Consider the following 17,230-nt stretch of genomic DNA (forward strand, 5'->3'; position numbering starts at 1 on the left):
TATTACCTTGCACTTTTTGTCTGCACCTGTTTTATGAAATATTTTGCATTCTCAACTGGCACATCAGGCAAAATTCCATGCCCAAGATTGAAAATATGAGGCGCGCCTTTCATCGTGCTTAAAATTTTATCTACACCCTCATCTATGGCCTTTTTGCTATAAAGCCTTGTTGGCTCCATATTGCCTTGAAGGACGTATCTTGGGCTAAGTTTTGCTTTGGCTAGCTCGATCGGTGTACTCCAGTCAACGCCAAAAACGTCAAATTTACCTGAAATTTTATCCAGATAGCCGCTTATCCCTTTTGGGAAAACGATGACCGGAATTTCTGGAAATTCAGCCTTAACGCTATCAACTATTTTATTAATGTAGTTAAATCCAAACTCAAAATAAGCCTGCTCCTCAAGTGCAGCTGCCCAGCTGTCAAAAATTTGCACCGCATTTACGCCTGCTCTTATCTGCTCTTTGACGTAAAGGATGAGAGCTTGCGTCACTTTTTCTAAAATTTGATGCAAAAATTCTGGATTTTGATAGAGCATTTTTTTGCAGACCGCATAAGTTTTACTGCCACCACCCTCGATCATGTATGTAGCTATCGTCCAAGGTGCGCCGCAAAAGCCAATGAGCGCCTTATCTTTGGCTAAATTTTCTCTTGTAAGTTTGATCGTATCATAGACGTATGCTAAATTTTTAGTCGATTTTTCGATACTTAGTACGTCAAGTGCAGCTTTATCACGCAAAGGCTCTGTAAAAACTGGACCCTCACCCTTTTCAAAACGTAGATCCATGCCCATTTCAAGAGGCACAACGAGAATGTCGCTAAATAAAATCGCCGCATCAACGCCAAGAATTTCAACTGGTTGAAGCGTAACTTCGCTAGCCTTTTTGTAGTCTTTGCAAAGAGATAAAAAATCCCCTGCTTGCGCACGTACTCGCATATACTCTGGTAGATATCTACCAGCCTGGCGCATCATCCAAACAGGCGTATAATGGGTAGGTTTTTTAAGGCATGCGTCTATAAAAATCATTAAATTTCCTTTAAATTTTTAAAGGGATATTACCTAAAAATAGCTAAAGAAAAGATGTAGGGGAAATTTTAAGCGTAAAAACGCTTAAAATTTTAGTGATCTCCCTTGTGAAGGAAGTAAAGTCCAAGGCAAAGTGCAAGGATAGAAGCCGCAAGATATGCCATCTCAAGCGGAGTTGTGAAGTTTGCGTGAAGCACCCTTTGGAAGAAATTTACGATTAAGACCATGACGATCACTTTGCCAAGCTTATCTTTTAGCTCATCAAGCGAATGCACTTCAAGCACCTTACTCTGCTTTGACTGCTTTAACTGTGTGATCTCTGAGATGAAAAGCTCGTAAATTCCAAAGCTAAATATATAAAGAACAAGCGCCATCAAGTATAGATCGATCGCTCCAACGATCTCGCCAACGACTTCTGAGTGAAAATTTTCAACGTGAAAATCTGCAGCAAAGAAATATTTATAAACTTCTAAAAGTACCTTGCCGACGTCATAGCTTGCGATTATGAAAAGCACGATCGCACCTAAAAGTCCAAAAACTACTGGAAAAAGTGTAAAGCTGTTGCTTGCAAGCAAAATTTTTTCAAATATCTTACGCAATAAAAATCCTTTTTATTTACTCTTGCATCGCGATCCACTTTTGCGCGATCCTGACGGCATTTGTCGCAGCCCCTACGCGTATCTGATCGGCACTGCACCAAAGATGAAGCACATTAGGTCTGTAATTATCAACTCTGATCCTACCGACATAAGTCTCATTTGTATCGCTTGAAATGATAGGCATCGGATACTCTTTATTTGCCGGATTATCGACTACGACGACGCTTGGAGCTTTGCTTAAAATTTCTCTTGCTGCATCCGCACTTACATCTTTATCAAAGTGGATAGTGATCGCCTCTGAGTGGCTTCTAAGCACTGGCACACGCACACAGGTAGCGCTAACTTCTATATCTTTGTGAAGAATTTTTTGCGTCTCATTGACCATTTTCATCTCTTCTTTTGTGTAGTCATTGTCCAAAAAGACATCGATGTGAGGGATCACATTTAGCGCTAGGCGGTGCGCAAATACCTTTGGCTCGCACTCATCAAGCTTAAACTCAAAGAATTTTTGCATCTGAACAACAAGCTCTTCCATACCCTCTTTGCCAGCACCGCTTGCTGCTTGGTATGTAGAGACATCAACTCTATTGATACTAAAAGCGTCGTTTAGTGGTTTTAAAATTTGCACCATTTGGATGGTTGAGCAGTTTGGATTTGCGATGATACCGCGATTTTTCCACATAGCAATGTCGCTTGGATTACACTCTGGCACAACAAGAGGAATGTCTTTATCCATCCTAAAATGGCTGGTGTTATCGATGACTACTGCGCCACTATCAGCTGCAAATTTGGCAAACTTTTCTGAGACTGAACCGCCCGCACTAAAAAAAGCAATATCTATCTCGTGCTCGCTAAAAACCTTTTCGGTTAGCTCTTTTACTTTGTAATATTTGCCATTAAATTCGATCTCGCTACCAGCACTTTTTGCACTAGCAAGCGGCAAAAGCTCTCCAACTGGGAAATCAACCTCCTCCATCACTCTAAAAAGCTCTTCGCCGACCGCTCCAGTAGCGCCAACGACAGCTACGTTAAATTTTCTCATCTGCTCTCCTTATCTTTTTTAATTTTCGTAATTTTACTTAAATTTATGGCTATTTTTTGTTTCTGGCTTGTAAAAATAGATCATTTGGCAAAATTTCATCACCCTCGCTTAGTATCGCCGCTCTTTGCACGACTGAGATGAGCTCTCTTATGTTGCCTGGATAGTCGTAGCCCAAAAGCTCCTCTTTTGCCGCTTTTGAAAAATTTTTAGCCTCAAAGCCATACTCTTTGCAACATTTTTCTAAAGTATCCTGCGCGATAGGCAAAATTTCATCCTTTCGCTCGCGAAGTGGCTGGATAAAAAGTGGGATCGTGTTTAGGCGGTAGAAAAGATCCTCTCTAAACCTACCTTCCCTCATCGCAAGCTCTAAATTTGCATTTGTAGCGCAGATGATGCGAACGTCTATCTTTTCGCTCTTTGTGGCACCAAGTCTTGTTATCTCGCGCTCCTGCAAGGCACGAAGCAATTTTGGCTGTAAATTTATAGGCATCTCGCCGATCTCATCTAAAAATAGCGTTCCTCCATTTGCCAGCTCAAACTGCCCTTTTTTGGTAGTCGCAGCATCAGTAAAGGCACCCTTTTCAAAGCCAAAAAGCTCACTTTCTATCAAATTTTCAGGAATCGCCGCCATATTTAAAGCAACAAATGCTGCATCTTTTCTAGGTGAGTTTGCGTGGATAAATTTAGCAAAGACCTCCTTACCAACGCCGCTTTCGCCACTAAGCATTATTGAAGCATCGGTTCTTGCAGCTTTTAGTGCGATATTTAGCGTCGCTTCAAGTGCCTTTGAAGTGGCTAAAAAGTCGTTATTTTCGCTTTTTATTTCTATTTTTTTTATAGTTTTTGGAGTTTTTTGCTTAAGAAGCTCGACCCTTTTTATCGCCTCGTAAAGCGTTGAGACGTCAAACGGCTTGGTTAAAAAGTCCTTTACGCCGAGCCTAACGCTTTCTATCGCCTTATTAAGTGTCGCGTTTCCTGTCATTATGATGACGTCAAATTTGCCGTTTAACTCCTTAATAAACTCAAGTCCGTCCATTTTTGGCATGTTTATGTCGGTGATTATTAGATCAGTGTCGTCGCTTAGCTTTTTTAGAGCCTCAACTGCGCTCTTATAGCTCTTGATGTTTAGCTCTTCATACTCGCCAAGCGCGATCTCAAGCGACTTTCGCATATTGATGTCATCTTCTACTATGACGATATTCATTTGATCTCTTTTTATTGAAGTATGCCGATGATAGCGGATTTTGGCTTAAATTCCACCATAAATCTAACTGGCAAAATTTTCAAATTTGAGGCATTTGAGATCTGTGCATTTTTGATATTTAGTTCATTTTTTATCATTACTTTTTTTAAAGCAAAGCAGTCAAAAATTTCATCTTTGTGTAAATTTAAAAAGCCAAGAGTTGTGGTGTTTTCATCTTTAAAAGCATCTATCTGGCAAAGAAATTTTGGTTTTGGATTTGGCGAGAGAGTCATCGCCTTAGAAAATGAAATTTCTTCAAAGGCAACTATTTGATTTTTCGTATCAACCTTCGCCCAGAAGATAAACTCCTCCAGGCAAAAGGCGAAATTTAAAAGTATTGTTAGTAAGAAAAGACTTCTCGCCACTTATCTTCGTCTATCTTAAGCTCCATATTTACCTTATAAAGCCCATCTTTGAAATTTTCATTCACGATCCTTGCGTTTTTAACAAGTCCTTGAACCTTTGAAGTGATAGATGAGTCGTTTAGCATCGCGTCTCTTACGGTATCTTCAGCGTTGATCTTTACGCCATAAAGCTTACCAGCAAGCTGCGAATAAGCATCAGCCATAGCTGCTCTTTTTGCAAGAGTGACTGACTGAGCATAAGAGAGCGAATTTAGCGGAGCTATGCCCTCGCCTGTGGCTCTAAAAGTGGTCTCTTTTGGAGCGCTATCATATATCATCTTCTCTTTTCTCATCACCTCTCTAAGATCGTCTTTATCGACCTTTTGGATGACTACGTTGCGGTTTGATGTGCTAGTTGGCTCGCCCATAAAGCCGTTAAATGAGCAACCGCTAAAAATAGCGACCATCAAAGCAAAAGATAAATTTTTAACCTTCATAAACAACCTTTTTTATGCTTTTATTTAAAATTTAATAGCAAAATTTATTCCAAAAGCCCCATATCTTCGCTTGGTGCTTCGTCCTCATCCTCGCCATCATCTGCCTTAGGGCATCTTGCGATACTTACAACATCATCGCCATCGACATTTACGACGATCACACCACTTGTGTTACGTCCTGCTTTGCGGATGCTTTGCATATCGACTCTTATCATCTTACCACTTGATGTTAGAGCCATAAGATCTTGCTCTTCATCAACCATCACAACGCCCACAAGATCGCCTGTTCTACTTGTTAGCTTCATGCAGATGACGCCTTTGCCGCCGCGGTTTGTCAAGCGGTACTCATCAGCGGTTGTGCGCTTGCCGATACCTTTTTGAGATATGCTTAAAATTTCTTGATCATTGCTTTCAATTACTGCTGCACCTACGACCTCATCGCCTGGCTCTTTAAATTTAATGCCAGTTACGCCGTGTGCAGTTCTTCCCATTTGGCGAACTTTGCTGATCTTAAATTTAAGACACATACCCTTTTTGGTAACGACAAATAGCATTGTCTCATCGCTTGAGTTTGCATCCTCTTCGGCATTTACATTATCTTCGTCGATCTCGTTTTGAAGCTCTTCAACTTCAAGCACCTCTGTCTCAACGCTTAGCTCATTTTCTGGGTCAGTTACTGGCATATCATCGTATGTTTGAGCGATGAGCGCAGTTACTAGCTCGTCGTTCTCATCAAGACTTATCGCTCTTACACCAACTGAGCGAATGTTTTTAAACTCACTTAAATTTGTGCGTTTTACGATGCCATTTTTAGTAAAGAATGCTAGCGATTTGCTCTCGTCAAAGTCAGTCGTTGGGATGATCGCTTTGATCTTCTCATCAGGCTGCAACTGGATCAAATTTACAACTGCCTTGCCCTTTGCTGTGCGGCTTCCCTCTGGGATCTTATAGACTTTTAGCCAATATAGCTGTCCGCGGTCAGTCACAAACATAAGCGTATCGTGGGTATTTGAAGTAAAAAAGCTCTCTATAAAGTCATCATCGTATGTCGTGACCGCTACTTTGCCCTTGCCACCGCGTTTTTGCTTCTCATACTGCTTGCTTGGCACACGCTTGATGTAGCCGCGGTGAGTTATGGTTACGACCATATTTTCATTTGGTATGAGATCTTCGATGTCGATATCATCGTAGTCATCAACGATCTCAGTAATTCTTGGTACCTTAAATTTATTTTTGATCTCAAGAAGCTCTTCTTTGATCAAATTTTCAAGCAATGTCTCACTCTTTAAAATTTCATCAAGTCTTGCGATCTCAGCCATAAGCTCAGCTAGCTCGGCCTCTAGTTTTTCTCTCTCTAGGCCTGTAAGCTTGCTTAGACGCATATCAAGGATAGCGTTTGCTTGAAGTTCTGAGAGGTTAAATTTACTCATCAAGCCTTCTCTAGCAACCGCTGTATCAGCACTATTTCTAATAAGCTCGATCACCTCGTCGATATTATCAAGTGCTATCTTTAGACCCTCTAAAATGTGGGCTCTTGCGCGCGCTTTTTCAAGCTCAAATATCGTCCTTCTAATGATAACTGTTTTTCTGTGATTTAAAAATAGCTTAAGTAGCTCGATAAGGTTAAATACCTTTGGCTCTTTGTTATTAATAGCAAGCATAATAACGCCAAAAGTGCTCTCCATCGTGGTTGATTTAAAGAGATTATTTAGCACGATGTCGCTCATAGCGTCGCGTTTTAGCTCAATGACTACGCGGATGCCGTCCTTATCAGACTCATCTCTAACCTCGCTGATGCCCTCTATCTGCTTATCTTTTACAAGCTCAGCGATCTGCTCAATAAGCCTTGCTTTGTTTGTTTGATATGGTAGCTCGTCGATGACGATGACGTCTTTGTTTGGCTTTTTTTCTATGTGAGTTTTGGCTCTTAGTTTGACCCTGCCACGACCTGTGCGGTAGGCTTCTATGATGCCTTTTTTGCCAAAGATGATACCGCCAGTTGGGAAGTCTGGACCTTTTATGAATTCCATCACCTCTTCAAGTGTAGCCTCTTTGTTTTCAAGAAGTAGCAAAAGACCGTCTATTAGCTCATCAAGGCTGTGTGGTGGGATATTTGTCGCCATACCAACCGCAATACCGCTTGAGCCGTTTAGCAATAAATTTGGCACACGGCTTGGAAGTACATCTGGCTCAACCTCTCTATCATCGTAGTTTGGCACAAAATCAACCGTGTCTTTGTCGATATCTTTTAAAAGCTCTTCAGTAAGTATTGTCATTCTAGCTTCTGTATAACGCATCGCAGCTGCGCTGTCGCCATCAATCGAGCCAAAGTTTCCTTGTCCGTCAACTACTGGATAACGCATAGAAAATTTCTGAGCCATACGAACAAGTGCGTCATAAACCGCTGTATCACCATGTGGGTGGTACTTACCGATGACTTCACCGACGATACGAGCTGACTTCATATAGGCACTTCTGCTGCCAACGCCAAGATTATCCATAGCGTATAAAATTCTTCTATGTACTGGCTTTAATCCGTCTCTAGCGTCAGGCAAAGCACGTCCGACGATGACGCTCATGGAGTAGTCAAGATAGCTAGTTTTTATAGACTCTTCGATATCAACTGATGCGATATCTTGGGTTAATTCAAGTAGATTGTCTTTCATTTTTTTCCTTAAATTTAGCTTGACTGATTTTAGCTTAAAATTAATAAAAACTTGCTAAATAGCAAATCAGCGACTTTGGCAATAGAACTATGAAAATTTTAGTCTAAAATTTTTTCTATCTGCTCTTTTTTAAGAATAAAATCATAGCTAAAAGCATCAACCACGACGCCAGCATAGCTACTCTCTTTTAGCATCGCAAGATACTCTTTTAGACTTATCTCTATGCTTTCTTGCTCGCTGTCATTTCGCCAAAGCTTCATCGCCTCTTTGCTTGTAAATGCCGGAAAATAGCTAAGCTTCTCGCCCTCATCTTCAAGTAGGATAAATTTGATATTTGAGCCCTCCTCCTCATAAACTACGCCACCATCAGGCTTTGCGAGCGCTTGGTTTAAAAGCACCGGAGCAAAAAAGGTAGCTTTTTTTAAAGCCGCTATCAAATTTATCTCATTTTGCTGGCAAGGATCATTTAAAAATTTATCCATCGCTTCTTGCATTTTAGCCCCTAAAAGCCTCGTCTACAGCCTGGCAGATCGTGTGAATAAAAAATATGTGCGACTCTTGTATCCTTGCAGTATCGCTTGAGCTAACGACTAAATTTAGATCACAATCCTCATTCATAGCGCCACCACCTTTGCCGCTAAGTCCAAGCACTGATGCGCCCATTTTCTTGGCACTTTTTATAGCTTCAAGGACGTTTTTGCTGTTGCCACTTGTTGAGATAGCCACGAGCAAGTCACCAGAGCGAGCTAAAGCCTCAAACTGGCGTGAGAAAACGTAGTCAAAGCCGTAGTCGTTGCCAATGGCTGTAAGTGCCGAAGTATCAGTAGTTAGCGCGATGCCAGGTAGTGGCTGACGCTCGCTTTTATATCTGCCAGTTAGCTCGGCTGCAAAGTGCTGAGCGTCCGCCGCAGAGCCGCCGTTACCGCAAATGAGCACCTTTTTGCCATTTTTTAGCGTATCAGCCACCATCTGGCAAGCACGCTCCAAGCTACCTAGCAAATTTACATGCTCGCTAAAGGTCTTTTGGTGAGCCTCAAGCTCATTTTTTATCATCGTTTTTAGCATCTTTTATCCTTTTTATTATCCCTGTTGTACTTTTGCCCTCGACAAAGTCGATCAGCCTGACCTCTTTTACGATCTCGCTGCCAACGACCTCTTTGCCCTTGTAGTCAGCCCCTTTTACAAGCACATCTGGCTTTATCTTTGTTATCAAATTTAATGGCGTATCCTCATCAAATATCACGACATAATCAACAAATCCAAGCCCGCTTAGCACGCAGGCTCTGTCATCTTGCGAGTTTATAGGCCTAGCCTCGCCTTTTAGCCTCTTAACTGAAGCGTCCGAGTTTAGCCCAACAACCAAAAGATCGCCAAGCTCCCTTGCGCGCGCTAGGTATTTTACGTGCCCAGCGTGCAGGATATCAAAGCAGCCATTTGTGAAAACGACCTTTTTCTTGCCCTTTTGGCTCAAAATTTCTTCTAGCTCCTCAATACTTTTAAGCTTGTGCTCGAAATTTGCTCCAAATGAGCTATTTAGCAGCTGCTCGATCTCGCTAAAGCTAGCCGTTGCGCTACCAATCTTGGCCACTACGACGGCTGCTGCGAGGTTTGCTATCTTTATCGCCTCTTTTATATCAGCCCCGTTTGCTAGCATGTAGCCAAGTGTAGCAAGCACCGTATCTCCAGCGCCAGTGACATCAAAGACCTCTTTTGCCTTGGCCGCAAATATGTGCAATTTGTCATCATATAGCGCGATGCCCTCTTCTGAGATCGTGATGATCGAATAGGTCAAATTTAGCTCGTCTTTTAGCTGTTTTATCGCTTTTTCAAGCTCAGCCTTGTCTTTTATCTTTAAATTTGTAGCCTCGCTCGCCTCTTTTTTATTTGGCGTTAGAAGGGTTGCATTTTTATACTTTGAGTAGTCGCTGCCTTTTGGGTCTATGAGCACTGGGATATTTAGCCTCACGCACTCGTTTATGATCTCTTGGCAGACCTTTTCGCTAAGCACACCTTTGCCGTAGTCACTTAGCAAGACGGCCTTGAAATTTACAAGGTTTTCTTTTACTTTTGAGACGAGCTCATCTTCTAAATTTATCTTGATAACGCTCTCTTTATCGATCCTGACAACTTGCTGGTGCGATGCCATTATGCGGCTTTTTATCGAGCTTTCACGTCCTTTTTCGGTAAGGATCAGCTCATCTTTTACGTTTAACTCAGCAAGTCTCTCTTTTATCTTTTTGCCAGCCTCATCATCTCCTAGGACACTAGCCACGCTCACATTTGCGCCAAGAGAGAGTAAATTTCTCACCACGTTGCCAGCGCCACCAAGCGTGTAGGTTTCGTTATTTATCTTTACCACCTGCACTGGCGCTTCAGGCGAGATACGGTCGCAACTACCCCAGATGTAGTGATCTAACATGAGATCGCCGACGACTAAAATTTTAACTCTCTTAGCCATTTAGCTCTTCCTTATAAATTCTCTTTATCTCTGGTAAGTAGTCTTTGATCGCTTCTTCCAGGCTCCAAGTCGCGCTAAAGCCAAATGCTTCGCGAGCTGGAGCAACGTCGGCCTCTGTGTGAAACTGATATGAGCCGATAAATGGGTTTTTGATGTATTCGTTGCCTAAATTTACGCCGATCTCACGCTGCAAGATGTCAGCGATATCTTGAAAGCTCCTTGCTTTGCCAGTAGCTGCGTTATAGACGCCACTTGGCGCGTCAAGTGCTTTTATATTTGCATCAATGATATCTTTTATGTAAACAAAGTCACGTTTGATCTGGTCGCTGCCTTCAAAGAGTCTTGGAGTCTTGCCAGCTAAAATTTGTAAGCCAAACTGAAGTACCATCGAAGCGGTTTTATTTTTGAAAAACTCACCCTTGCCAAAGACGTTAAAATACCTCAGCCCAACCACGCTCACGCCACGCTTTGCGTAAATTTTATTGATATTATCCATGCTTAGTTTGCTAAAGCCATAAACGTTATTTGGCGCTTCGCATTCACCAACGGTTTGTGGGCTCTTTGCGTTGCCATAAGTGGCGCCTGAGCTAGCGTAAATCATCTTTGCGCCCAAACTCTCGCAGATATCAAGCAAATTTACAAAGGCGTTTACATTTGTTTTTATTAGCTCGTCTTGCTCTTTTACGGTCGTATCTGAGATCGCTGCCTCGTGGTAGATGACGTCTGGGCGAAAGCTCTTTATCTTTTCAAGCGTGCTAGAATCGTTGATGTCGCCGGCGTAAATTTCACCCTTAAAGCCTAGTAAATTTTTAAAATGACCAAAGCTTTTTAGGTTGCCGTTGCTAAATGTCTCGTCGTTTCTAAATTTATCCACGACAAGCACGTGAGCATCTTTAAAATTTTCGTCAAAATAATGCGCCAAGGCTGAGCCGATAAAGCCAGCGCCACCAGTTATAACTATCTTTTTTCCATTTAAATTCATAGTGATTTTTCCTTTTTTAGCTTATTTAAAACATCTTTTACATTTTTAAAATTTATCCCATCAAGCAAGAAATTTCTACCAACCCCTGCCCTTTTGCCAGCCTCAACGTCGCTTGACTTATCGCCTATCATGAGCGAGTTTTTAATATCTATATTAAACTCTTTGCAAGCATCAAGTATCATCTTTGGATTTGGTTTTCTACAAGCGCAATCCATCTCTGGGGCATGTGGGCAAAAGTAGACTTTGGTGATAAAAATTTGCTCTTTTTTGAAAATTTCTAGCATAAATTTAGTTAGAGTCTCAAACTGCTCCTGCGTGTAGTAGCCTCTTCCGATACCTGATTGATTTGTCACGACAAAGAGCTTGTAGCCAGCCTTGGCAAATTCTCTTAACGCATCAAAAATGCCATCGATAAATTTAAAATCTTTTATCTCGTAAACATATCCAGCATCTTCGTTTATTACGCCGTCTCGATCTAGAAAAAGTGCTTTAATAGGCTCATTTTTATTCATTTGGTGATTATAGCCAAAATATTTTAACTAGCTTCTTGCGAATTTACCTTTTTGTACTATAATGCATAAACTTTTTTACAAAGGATGAAAAATGAAAAAATTACTAATTGTTTCTAGCGTTGCGGCTCTACTTTCAACTGCTGCCTTTGCTGCAGATGGTGCTGCTATCTACAAAAAATGCATCGCCTGTCATGGTGCAAAAGCTGAAAAAATGTTTAATAATAAAGTTCCAGCTTTAACATCTCTTGATGCAGCAGCTATCGAAGAGGCACTAAAGGGTTATAAAACAGGAGCAAATAAATTTGGTCTTGGCGCTATGATGAAACCAATCGCTACTCCAATGAGCGACGAAGATGTAAAAGCAGTAGCTGAATACATCCAAACTTTAAAATAATAATTAGGGGCATTCGCCCCTCCTACATTTTAAATTTATACTAATAATCCATAAAACAATACTAGGTGGAAATTTCTCTTTTTATATTTAAAAGCTATGAAACCTATTTTTACTAATCTTTTTTTTTACATATTAAAACAAAACTATTCTAGTCTTCAAAGCCATAAAACAACGCTTAGAAATAGCTAAGAGCGTAAGTAAAATAGAGGCTCGCAAACTCTTTACTGAAACAAAAGACAACCAAGTGCTTCGTATGGCTTACTACTGGGTATCTCAAGGTGCTTATGATAACTGCAAAGACCTACCCTTAAACAAGTGCCCTATAACTCATCTAAACCACGATACAGCAAATCGTATGTAGTGGGCTGTAAGAAACCATCTAGGATATAAGGGAGAAAACAACACTCACGGACTATACGTATTACGCCATACAGTGGCTTCTAGGTTAGTGAGTTTGAAGGGATTTAATGCTCATAAATTGATGGCTTTTATGGGTCATACGGATATTAAGAGTAGCTTACACTACGTTCATCTCAATGTTGATGATATACGCTATGGCACAGGGGTTGGTGCATAGTTAAAAGATGGCAAAAGCAATGGGCATTTGGTTGCGGAGGACGGATTTGAACCGCCGACCTTCGGGTTATGAGCCCGACGAGCTACCACTGCTCTACTCCGCGATAAGTATTATTTTGGATTTAAAAAGTGGATGGGGTAAGAGGATTCGAACCTCTGAATGACTGGACCAAAACCAGTTGCCTTACCGCTTGGCGATACCCCAATGTTTTTAAGAGTTGTAATTATATAGATTTTAATGTGCTTTGTCAAGACTTTTTAGAATTTTAATAAAAATTAAAATTCTAAAATTAAAGCAATTTATGACTTTAGCTATAAAATTTCTCTTTGTCCTTTTGCATTCACTGGGCTTAAAACACCCATTTTTTCCATTTGCTCTATTATGTTTGCAGCTTTGTTGTAACCTATTTTTAGACGTCTTTGCAGATAACTGATCGACGTTTTTTGCTCACTTAAAATGATCTCTTTGGCTTCTTCGTAAAGCTCGTCAAGCTCATCTTCTCCTAGAGTACCAGCGGCCACACTTCCGCTTGTGCCTTCTTCTATTAAAAATTTCTCATCATAAACTACATCTTGTTGCTCTTTTAAGAAATTTACGATTGTCTCTATCTCTTTTTCGCTCGCAAAAGGCGCATGCAGTCTTATCACACCAGGACTTCCAGGAGGCGTAAACAGCATATCTCCGCGTCCGAGCAAGCTCTCAGCTCCCATTTGATCCAAGATGACCTTACTATCGATTCTCTGCCCTACCCTATAGCTTATCCTACTTGGCAAATTTGCCTTTATAAGGCCAGTCACGACATCAACGCTTGGGCGCTGGGTTGCCACTATCAAGTGTATGCCGCTAGCTCTTGCCATCTGTGCTAGACGGCCGATATAAAGCTCCACATCCTTGCCACTAGTCATCATGAGATCAGCAAGCTCGTCAATGATCACAACGATGTACGGGAACTGCTCGCCGCCTTCCTCTTTCATCTTTTCATTGTAGCTCTCTATATTTTTCGTACGAGTTTGGCTCATTATCTTATATCTTCGCTCCATCTCAGCGACCATATTGGCAAGTGCAGTGATCGCCTTTTTAGCCTCTGTGATAACAGGTGTCAAAAGATGCGGAATATCGTTATATATGCTAAATTCAAGCATTTTTGGATCTATCATCATTAGACGTAAAGTTTGTGGGCTATTTCTATAAAGCAGGCTTAAAAGCATCGCATTTATACCCACACTCTTACCTGATCCCGTTGTGCCTGCGATTAGCAAATGAGGTAGTTTTTTAAGGTCAGTCACAAAAGGAGCACCAACGATATCTTTGCCAAGCGCCATAGTCAGCGGGCTACTTGCATTTTTAAAGACTTCGCTCTCTAAAATTTCTTTTAGGTATATAGTTTCTAAGTTTTGATTTGGTACCTCGATGCCTACCACATCTTTACCAGGGATCGGCGCTTGGATACGGATCGTTTGAGCCTTTAGTGCCATCGCTAGGTCATCTTGAAGTGTTAAAATTTTACTTACCTTGATATGTGGAGCTGGACGAAACTCAAATGTCGTGACGATAGGCCCAGTATAAGTTCTAACCACATCGCCGTCTATTTTAAACTTACGGAGTTTATCAAGCAAATTAGAAATTTGCTGATCGATTTCCGTTTCATTTACACTATGTGAGCGTTTTGGCGGATCGTTTAAAAATTTAAGCGGTGGCAAGACAAAATTCTTTGGCTTTTCCACATTTCCTCGCTCTATTTGATCAAGCAACTTCTTGTTTTCAGCCACTTCGTTTAAAATTTCAACTCCGTTTATAGTTGAGGCCCTGCTCTCTTTTTCTGACTCAGGCTCTAGCTCTTCATCTAAATTCTGCTCATCATCATTTAGTACCTGAGCTTCTATAAGTTCTTCTTCTTTTATATCATTATTCTTTTGTTTTTTGCGTTCGATTTTTGGAAGTTGTTTTTGTTTTATCTCTTTTAAATTTCTCTCTTCATGGACTTTTACCTCTTTATCCACAAAAGCCTTTCTTAAAACAATGATAAAATTTTCCCTAAAAGCAAGCCCAAGTGAGATAATAAACATCATAAGTATAGCAACCGCAGTGCCGATAGAGCCGATCACCTCTTTTAAAGCACTAACTATAAAATTCCCAATTATGCCGCCATTTACACTTGAAGCACTCAAGGCTTGAAACATCAAAAAAGCTATAAAAAATAGAAAAATTCCTACCAAAAACTGAGCAAAATCAAAGTCAAATTTCTTAAAATTTTTATAGACAAAATAGCCTAAAATGATCAATAAAAATGGATAAACATACGCGATAAGTCCAAAATATTTGATATTTAAAATACCAAGGCTTTGTCCAAGCGAGCCAACAAAATCAGCAGTTGGAGCAGCTGTAGCGATACCAAAATATATAAAAATGCAAACAAAAATTGTAAATAAGATATGTCGTAAAATTTTAGATCCTTTATAAAAAAGGCTTATTATAGCACGCTTGAGTTTAATTTTAAAAAATCAGCAAGCTAGGCGGCCTGCTGATTTAAATTTTAATTTAAATAATTTAGCAAGCTTAGTTGATTTATCTTTGCACTTGCTTGTAGGGTTGCTTGATAAGATAGTGAAAGCTGCGTAAATTTCAGATATGACTCCGCATAGTCTGCGTCAATTACATCATTTTTAACAGTTAGCACATTCACTTTCATTACTTCGGCTCGCTCTTTTGTAGCGGTTAAAAGTCTTGATTGAGAGCCGATCTTTGTAAGCTCTTTATTTGCATGATCTATTAGATGATCAAGCCTTTGTAATGCGCCTTGCATACCAGTATTTCGTGGGTCATTGCTATTTGCATCAGCTCTATAATATCCCTTTCTAACAGCTTCGATCATATTATCAAGGTCTTGAAAAACGCTCGTACTTGGCTCATCAATAGTTAAAGCATTATTTTCGTTAAAGCTAAAGACAGAACCCTTTCCTTGAGGGTGGCCAGCATTACCAGCCGTATCTCTACCAGTGCTATCGCCATCAAATTTATCGCTATTTTTTGCATCATGCATAGTTACTTCTATGTTTGTTACTGATTTTGTCTTATCAGTTAAAACCATTCTGCCACGATCATCTAAAGTTGTCTCTACCGCGCCCTTTGTTTTTGATAAAGCCTCTTTATAGGCATTATAGTTTTGATCTCTTTTTACTTTTTCTATATCTGTATCAAAATTTGCGTTTTCTGCATGTGGAGGGTTTGGAATATTATCGCTTGCTGCCATAGCAACGATATCCATGAGCTGCCTATAAGTAAAATCACTAGCATAAGTTCTGTAACTTCCAAACTCATCTGAGTTATAAACAGTTAAAGTCCTAGGTGCAGAAGGCGTGCCACCTGGTGGTGTAGATGTTATTTCAAATTGCACTGGAGTATTTGTGCCCCCTGCTGTACCCATTTTTACCTTTATGTCATATTTTGTACCAGTGATTGACTTTACTTGTAAATTTATCTCTTGGTTGTCGATATTAAAAAGCTCTCTCTTTCTAGCGTCAACATCTTTTGGATATAAATTTCTATCGTAGCTCTCTTTTGTACCAGAGACTTCGCTTAGCTTTGTCTGATCTGTTGCATATTCGCCCGTTCTTCTAGCTACTTGAGGTAAATTTGCGATTAGCTCATTATCCTTTCTTTCAAATCTAACCTTATCATAGTCAAGTGCATTTGTCGCATTTCCATCTTTATCAGTATATTTGCTCTTTACAAACTCAGTGATATGAACCGTTTTTGGAACGTTATTTGCCATAGTTTCAAGATCTTCAAGAGAATTTACCGCATCAAGTGCGTTGTTTTGAGCGATTGCGCCGCGATTTGGTGCTACTGATGTGGCTGCAACCATATGAAAGTCAATAGTTTGATTACCTTTAGTAAGATCTTTTATATTAAATTGTCCATCGTTATTTATGCTTACATCAACAACTTTTGTTGTTTTTGTATTGCCAAATTCCATGCCGATTTTTTCCATAAGTCCAGCCATTGTTGTATTTGCACTCATCTTAAATTTGCTAGTAAATGTCGTGCCGTCTGGCTTTTTGCCTTGCATGAAAAAATATGTATCTGGAAAATTTACATTTGAATTATCTAAAAAATCATAATCCGGATTTATTGTGCCATTGTAAGAGCCGTCACTTCTAACCACTGAATCACTAGCGTAATTTAGCCCGATCATATTTTTTATCTTGCTGTTATCGTTTAGAAATTTTGGCGCATAAGAGATATCGGTTCTAGTTTGATCAGCTAAACGAACATTTGTGGTCAAAATTTTACTGTAATCACCATCTTTTCCTAAAAATAGATCATATCCTGGGATATTATAAGGAAGCTCGACTTGTGCTCCAGCCGATGTTTTCATATAATCACGATTGCCTTGATACTTTCCAGCGCCATCTATTGGCTTTGTATCAACAGCACTTCCAGAAAACAAAAACTGCCCATTAACCGAAGTGTTTGCAATATTCACAAGGTGATTTTTTATGCCTTGAAGATCATTTGCCAAAGCTTCTAGCGATGTCTTACTATGCACGCTGCTAGCTGCTTGGACTACTTTTGTCTTAAAATTTTCAAGCTGTTTTTCAAACTCTTGCAACGCATTATCTGTATTTTTTGAGAAATTTACAGATTTACCAGTGGCATCAACTACTTGAGTGAGAGTAGTTACTTCATAATCAAGCCTCATCGCATCATTATAAGTCGCAGCACCATCGTATGGATCTTGAATTTTCAAACCATTTGAGAGCTGCTTATAGCTTTTATTTACACCGGTCATATTTTTTTGGTAGTCATGCAGAGTCTGACTAAAACGTAGTTGGTTTGTTATTCTCATAATTTTTTCCTAAATTTTTATTCACTCTAAGCAAAAATGATT

Annotated in this window: 15 protein-coding genes and 2 tRNA genes; 1 reads left to right on the top strand and 16 read right to left on the bottom strand. The window is 40.1% G+C overall.

The window, feature by feature from the left end; all coding sequences use genetic code 11:
* Positions 1-2 precede the first annotated feature (2 nt).
* The 12 genes from hemE to gmhB all read right to left on the bottom strand — a co-directional run bounded on the left by hemE (position 3) and on the right by gmhB (position 11,368).
* Positions 3-1,025, bottom strand: coding sequence for a uroporphyrinogen decarboxylase (hemE, locus tag CVT05_RS03025; protein ID WP_107697790.1), 1,023 nt, complete (start codon positions 1,023-1,025; stop codon positions 3-5).
* Between the two features lie 92 nt (positions 1,026-1,117).
* Positions 1,118-1,624 (bottom strand): YqhA family protein, encoded by a 507-nt coding sequence (locus CVT05_RS03030; RefSeq protein ID WP_087578735.1) that lies wholly within the window; start codon positions 1,622-1,624, stop codon positions 1,118-1,120.
* A gap of 16 nt (positions 1,625-1,640) precedes the next feature.
* Positions 1,641-2,666 carry an aspartate-semialdehyde dehydrogenase gene (locus tag CVT05_RS03035; RefSeq protein WP_021090917.1) on the bottom strand — a complete coding sequence of 342 codons (1,026 nt, stop codon included), beginning with the start codon at positions 2,664-2,666 and terminating at the stop codon, positions 1,641-1,643.
* A gap of 49 nt (positions 2,667-2,715) precedes the next feature.
* Entirely contained in the window at positions 2,716-3,870 is a 1,155-nt protein-coding gene (locus CVT05_RS03040; RefSeq protein WP_107697791.1) for a sigma-54-dependent transcriptional regulator, read from the bottom strand.
* An 11-nt stretch (positions 3,871-3,881) separates the two neighbouring features.
* Complete coding sequence (locus CVT05_RS03045) at positions 3,882-4,274, bottom strand: hypothetical protein (protein WP_107697792.1); 393 nt, start codon at positions 4,272-4,274, stop codon at positions 3,882-3,884.
* Positions 4,250-4,750: an LPP20 family lipoprotein gene (locus CVT05_RS03050; protein ID WP_087576955.1), complete on the bottom strand. Its 501-nt coding sequence runs from the start codon at positions 4,748-4,750 to the stop codon at positions 4,250-4,252. Before CVT05_RS03050 ends, CVT05_RS03045 begins: the two co-directional genes overlap by 25 nt.
* A 44-nt stretch (positions 4,751-4,794) precedes the next feature.
* Positions 4,795-7,416, bottom strand: coding sequence for a DNA gyrase subunit A (gene gyrA, locus CVT05_RS03055; protein WP_107697793.1), 2,622 nt, complete (start codon positions 7,414-7,416; stop codon positions 4,795-4,797).
* A 98-nt stretch (positions 7,417-7,514) separates the two neighbouring features.
* The gene (locus CVT05_RS03060) at positions 7,515-7,910 is read right to left on the bottom strand and encodes an SseB family protein (protein ID WP_107697794.1); all 396 of its coding nucleotides are present in this window, start codon (positions 7,908-7,910) and stop codon (positions 7,515-7,517) included.
* 1 nt (position 7,911) lies between these two features.
* Positions 7,912-8,481, bottom strand: a complete 570-nt coding sequence (gmhA, locus tag CVT05_RS03065; RefSeq protein WP_107697795.1) for a D-sedoheptulose 7-phosphate isomerase — start codon at positions 8,479-8,481, stop codon at positions 7,912-7,914.
* Positions 8,456-9,874 (bottom strand): D-glycero-beta-D-manno-heptose-7-phosphate kinase, encoded by a 1,419-nt coding sequence (gene rfaE1, locus CVT05_RS03070; RefSeq protein WP_107697796.1) that lies wholly within the window; start codon positions 9,872-9,874, stop codon positions 8,456-8,458. The genes gmhA and rfaE1 overlap by 26 nt, the downstream gene beginning before the upstream one ends.
* Entirely contained in the window at positions 9,867-10,856 is a 990-nt protein-coding gene (rfaD, locus tag CVT05_RS03075; protein ID WP_107697797.1) for an ADP-glyceromanno-heptose 6-epimerase, read from the bottom strand. The genes rfaE1 and rfaD overlap by 8 nt, the downstream gene beginning before the upstream one ends.
* Entirely contained in the window at positions 10,853-11,368 is a 516-nt protein-coding gene (gmhB, locus tag CVT05_RS03080) for a D-glycero-beta-D-manno-heptose 1,7-bisphosphate 7-phosphatase (RefSeq protein WP_107697798.1), read from the bottom strand. The genes rfaD and gmhB overlap by 4 nt, the downstream gene beginning before the upstream one ends.
* 91 nt (positions 11,369-11,459) lie before the next feature.
* Between gmhB and CVT05_RS03085 the strand changes: the two genes are divergently transcribed.
* Positions 11,460-11,762, top strand: coding sequence for a c-type cytochrome (locus tag CVT05_RS03085; protein WP_103582705.1), 303 nt, complete (start codon positions 11,460-11,462; stop codon positions 11,760-11,762).
* A gap of 605 nt (positions 11,763-12,367) precedes the next feature.
* Here CVT05_RS03085 and CVT05_RS03095 read toward each other — a convergent pair.
* The 4 genes from CVT05_RS03095 to flgL all read right to left on the bottom strand — a co-directional run bounded on the left by CVT05_RS03095 (position 12,368) and on the right by flgL (position 17,188).
* A tRNA-Met gene (locus tag CVT05_RS03095) sits at positions 12,368-12,442 on the bottom strand.
* A gap of 26 nt (positions 12,443-12,468) precedes the next feature.
* Positions 12,469-12,543: transfer RNA gene (locus tag CVT05_RS03100), tRNA-Gln, on the bottom strand.
* Positions 12,544-12,650: 107 nt separating this feature from the next.
* On the bottom strand, positions 12,651-14,831 hold the full coding sequence (locus CVT05_RS03105) for a DNA translocase FtsK 4TM domain-containing protein (RefSeq protein WP_413784137.1): 2,181 nt from the start codon (positions 14,829-14,831) through the stop codon (positions 12,651-12,653).
* A 41-nt stretch (positions 14,832-14,872) separates the two neighbouring features.
* Entirely contained in the window at positions 14,873-17,188 is a 2,316-nt protein-coding gene (gene flgL / locus CVT05_RS03110; RefSeq protein WP_107697801.1) for a flagellar hook-associated protein FlgL, read from the bottom strand.
* Positions 17,189-17,230 lie beyond the last annotated feature (42 nt).

Origin of the sequence: Campylobacter concisus (assembly GCF_003049705.1) — a bacterium.
GTDB classification, from domain to species: domain Bacteria; phylum Campylobacterota; class Campylobacteria; order Campylobacterales; family Campylobacteraceae; genus Campylobacter_A; species Campylobacter_A concisus_AR.